The 4617-nt window shown below is 60.3% G+C and carries 4 protein-coding genes and 2 pseudogenes; all 6 read left to right on the forward strand.

Going from position 1 to position 4617, the window contains the following annotated elements:
• Positions 1–111 (forward strand): annotated as a pseudogene (locus ACFFAR_RS25300) (lipopolysaccharide transport periplasmic protein LptA); the annotation flags it as partial.
• 11 nt (positions 112–122) lie between these two features.
• The gene (gene lptB / locus ACFFAR_RS25305) at positions 123–890 is read left to right on the forward strand and encodes an LPS export ABC transporter ATP-binding protein (RefSeq protein WP_375508670.1); all 768 of its coding nucleotides are present in this window, start codon (positions 123–125) and stop codon (positions 888–890) included.
• Positions 891–1057: 167 nt separating this feature from the next.
• Positions 1058–2575, forward strand: coding sequence for an RNA polymerase factor sigma-54 (locus ACFFAR_RS25310; RefSeq protein ID WP_061998369.1), 1518 nt, complete (start codon positions 1058–1060; stop codon positions 2573–2575).
• Positions 2576–2747: 172 nt separating this feature from the next.
• A complete protein-coding gene (gene hpf / locus ACFFAR_RS25315) occupies positions 2748–3101 on the forward strand; it encodes a ribosome hibernation-promoting factor, HPF/YfiA family (protein WP_056357928.1) in 354 nt (117 codons plus the stop codon).
• Positions 3102–3501: 400 nt separating this feature from the next.
• The gene (ptsN, locus tag ACFFAR_RS25320; RefSeq protein WP_061998368.1) at positions 3502–3957 is read left to right on the forward strand and encodes a PTS IIA-like nitrogen regulatory protein PtsN; all 456 of its coding nucleotides are present in this window, start codon (positions 3502–3504) and stop codon (positions 3955–3957) included.
• A gap of 163 nt (positions 3958–4120) precedes the next feature.
• Positions 4121–4617, forward strand: a pseudogene (locus ACFFAR_RS25325) (HPr kinase/phosphorylase); the annotation flags it as partial.

Raw genomic sequence — 4617 nt, forward strand, 5'->3', positions numbered from 1 at the left:
GGCCGCGTGCGGGCCATGCTCGCCCCGCGTAACGGCGGCGCCGCGCCGCTGACCGGCGCGCCGGCCACCCTGACGCCGTCCACCAAGATGCAAGGAACGCAGCAGCCGTGAATTCGCCCGCCATGCCTCATCGTAAGCCGGCCGGCACGAGCAGTTCGCTCACCGTCCGCAACCTGAAGAAACGCTACGGCTCGCGCACGGTCGTGAAGGACGTCTCGCTCGACGTGAAAAGCGGCGAAGTGGTCGGGCTGCTCGGGCCGAACGGCGCGGGCAAGACCACCTCGTTCTACATGATCGTGGGCCTCGTTCCGCTCGATGCCGGCGAAATCGAACTCGATGGCACGTCCATCAGCCTGTTGCCGATTCACCAGCGAGCGCGCCTCGGACTGTCCTACCTGCCGCAGGAAGCATCGGTTTTCCGCAAGCTCACCGTCGAGCAGAACATTCGCGCCGTGCTCGAACTGCAGACCGGCGAGAACGACAAGCCGCTTTCCAAGCAAGCCATAACGGATCGTGCAGAAGCCTTGCTGGACGAACTGCAGATCGCACATTTGCGTGCGAACCCGGCGCTCTCGCTTTCAGGCGGTGAACGCCGTCGCGTGGAAATCGCCCGCGCGCTTGCTACCAATCCGGCTTTCATCCTGCTGGACGAACCGTTTGCCGGCGTCGATCCTATCGCCGTGCTGGAAATCCAGAAGATCGTGAAGTTCCTGAAGCAGCGGAACATCGGCGTGCTGATCACCGACCACAACGTGCGTGAGACGCTCGGCATTTGCGATCACGCGTACATCATCAGCGACGGCAGCGTGCTCGCGGCCGGCGCGCCGAGCGACATCATCGAAAACGAGAGCGTGCGACGCGTGTATCTCGGCGAACATTTCCGCATGTGACGGCGTGGGCTCCGCGCCCGGCGCCAGCCCGATGGGCTGGAAAGCAGGGGTCTGGAGCACCGCCAGCAATTCTTACGTGCCGCCCGCGGGCGGCACGCTTGTTTTTGGCCGATCCCCGCGAGGTTTCGCGCCCGTGGCAAACTCTCTACAATGATTAAAACCTTGCCATGAAAGCCAGCCTCCAACTACGCCTATCGCAGCATCTTGCGCTGACCCCACAACTGCAGCAGTCCATCCGGCTGCTGCAGTTGTCGACGCTCGAATTGCAGCAGGAAGTCGCGATGGCTGTCGCGCAGAACCCGTTGCTCGAAAACGAGGACGACTGGACCACCAGTCCGTTGCGCGTGGCGGCGGACGGCTCGCTGATCACCACAGGCGCTTCGGTGAGCGCGCCCGAGCCCATGATGAGCAACGGCACGTCGTCGAGCAGCAGCACGACCGAGCGCTCGGAAAACGGCGAACCGCAGGGCGTCGACGAATACAACGGCATGAGTTCGTCGGACAACGGCCCGGATTCCAGTTCGTGGAACCTGGAGGACTACGGCCGCTCGAACAGCGGTTCGGACGACGATGACCTGCCCCCGCTGCAAATCCACGAATCCACGACCACGCTGCGCGATCACCTGATGTCGCAGTTGCGCATGACAAAGGCCAATCAGCGCGATCGTGCGCTGATCACGTTCCTGATCGAATCGCTCGACGAAGACGGTTACCTCACGTCCTCACTCGATGAAGTGAAGGCCGACCTGCCCGACGAACTCGAAGTCGATCTCGACGAGTTGAGCGCTGCGCTCGCACTGCTGCAAAGTTTCGATCCGCCGGGTGTCGGCGGGCGCTCGGCATCGGAATGTCTCAAGCTGCAGCTTCTCAGGCTCGAATCGACGCCTATCAGGACGCTGGCGCTGGATATCGTCATGCATCATCTCGAGCTGCTCGCCGCGCGCGATTTCACGCGCCTTCGCAAGCAGCTCAAAGCCTCGGATGACGCATTGCGGGACGCCCACCTGCTGATCCGTTCGCTCGAACCATTTCCCGGTGCGGCGTTCGGCAAGAGCGAGGCGGATTACGTGGTTCCCGACATTCTGGTGCGCAAGATGTCGAGCGGATGGACTGCGGAATTGAATCCGGAAATCGTCCCTCGGCTGCGAATCAATCACCTTTACGCGAATATTCTGCGCAACAATCGCGGCGATCCGGGCAGCGGTTCGTTGCGTCAGCAACTGCAGGAAGCACGCTGGTTAATTAAGAATATTCAACAAAGATTCGAGACAATTCTTCGCGTGGCGCAAGCAATTGTGGAGCGTCAGAAGAACTTTTTCGCGCACGGTGAAATTGCAATGCGGCCCTTGGTTTTGAGGGAGATTGCTGATACGCTGGGTTTACACGAATCCACTGTCTCACGTGTGACAACCGGCAAGTACATGCTGACCCCGTTCGGGACGCTTGAATTCAAGTACTTCTTCGGATCGCACGTTTCTACCGACACGGGTGGCGCGGCATCGTCAACGGCGATCCGGGCACTCATCAAGCAACTGATAGGAGCCGAAGACTCAAAATCTCCTCTTTCAGACAGCCGCATCGCCGAATTGCTGGCGGAACAAGGGTTCGTGGTGGCACGCCGCACGGTGGCCAAATATCGCGAAGCCCTGAAAATTCCGGCAGTGAACCTGCGAAAGTCTCTGTAGCCCGCTGCATGTTGCGGCGGGCCTTTACCGGCCGCGTCGCGAACACGCGAACGAGCCGGCCGATGCGTTCCCGATCCGTTCAGCCATCAGCAACAATGGCCAACCACGGGCGCAGCGACCGGTTTTCAGCAGCGCACAAGCGACCAGGCGGCCATTAGCTTGGAGAGCAACTATGAATCTGCAGATCAGTGGACACCATCTCGAATTGACGCCTGCGTTGCGAGAATATGTGATCACCAAACTGGATAGAGTGCTTCGGCACTTCGATCAGGTGATCGACGGCAGTGTGGTCCTCTCGGTCGACAATCATAGGGAAAAGGACAAGCGGCAGAAGGTCGAAATCAACCTGCACCTGAAGGGCAAGGACATCTTCATCGAAAGTTGTGACGTTGATATGTACGCAGCAATCGACCTGATGGTCGACAAGCTGGATCGGCAGGTCCTGCGCCATAAGGACAAGATCCAGGGCCATGCGCATGCAACAATGAAGTACGAACCGCAAGAAAGCGAAGCGCCTGCGCCGTAAGTTGCCGGGCACGTTTTAGAGGTTTGTATCGAAAGCGTGGGTAGCGCATCAGCTTGAAGGTTTTTTCTGATGCGCCGGGTTCGGACAAGTAGCACCGGACCCGCCTTCCCTCAGCAGCCGCCTGACAGCAGGCGGCTTTTTTGTCTCCGGCAGTTGCGGTGTTGCGTTGGTGGTACCAAACGTTGGCGCCGTATTGCGCGCCGCACCATCGCTGATGACGCTGTTCTATAATGGTCCGGGTAATACCGGGGTTGTTAATCGGAATGAAACGAGCGGGTCGAGGCTGAAATTGGGTCTTCCGCGCATTCCTAACCAAAATCGCCGTGCGCGCTCAGTGCCATTTCGAGCTTCTGAAGTCGCCACCGTGAGGAGAATTCAGGCCACGCATCTGCCTGCCAACATGAATCGTTTAGCCAAATTTCTTCCCCTCGAAAATGTCGTCCTCGGACTGTCCGTCACCAGCAAGAAACGTGTATTCGAGCAAGCGGGCCTGATCTTCGAGAATCAGAACGGCATTGGCCGCAGCACCGTTACCGACAATCTCTTCGCGCGCGAGCGCCTCGGCTCGACCGGTCTGGGCGAAGGCGTTGCCATCCCCCACGGACGCATCAAGGGCCTGAAGCATCCGCTCGCCGCTTTCGTGCGCCTCGCCGAGCCGATCGCCTTCGAGTCGCCAGATGGTCAGCCTGTGTCGCTGCTGATCTTTTTGCTCGTGCCCGAGCAGGCCACGCAGCAACACCTCGAAATCCTGTCGGAGATTGCACAGTTATTGTCCGATCGGGACACGCGTGAACGCCTGAACACCGAAGAAAACCGTGAGGCGCTGCACCAGCTTCTCACGCAATGGCAGGCCTGAACCCGTCAAATCTGCTCGAAACCACGCATACGGCGCGAGCAGCCCTCTCGCGCCGGCGGCCCTTCTAGCGCACAATCAGTCCTATTGAGCGGAGCACTGAAAGGGCCAACCCCGGCCCTCTCGGTCGCCCAGCGCTCGCGGCCCCTCACGGAGTTCCGGCCTCATGGATACGTCCAGCATCAATGCCCAGAGTATTTTCGACGACAACGCGGCCGCGCTCAAACTGAGTTGGCTGACGGGTCACGAAGGCTGGGAACGCGGCTTCTCGACAGAGACGGTCGCCAATGCAACATCGAGTGCCGACCTGGTCGGCCACTTGAACCTGATTCACCCCAACCGAATCCAGGTGCTCGGCGACGCCGAAATCACCTATTACCAGCGTCAGTCCGACGAAGATCGCTCGCGCAACATGGCCGAGCTGATCGCGCTAGAACCGCCTTTCCTGGTAGTTGCGGGCGAAGTCGGGGCGCCACCGGAACTGGTTCTGCGCTGCACGCGCTCGTCCACGCCGCTGTTCACCACGCGCATGTCGGCGGCAGCTGTGATCGACAGCCTGCGGCTCTACATGTCGCGGATCCTCGCGCCGCGCGCCACGCTTCATGGCGTGTTTCTCGATATCCTCGGCATGGGCGTGCTGCTGACGGGCGACTCGGGACTCGA

The organism is uncultured Caballeronia sp. (assembly GCF_964243625.1).
Lineage (GTDB): Bacteria > Pseudomonadota > Gammaproteobacteria > Burkholderiales > Burkholderiaceae > Caballeronia.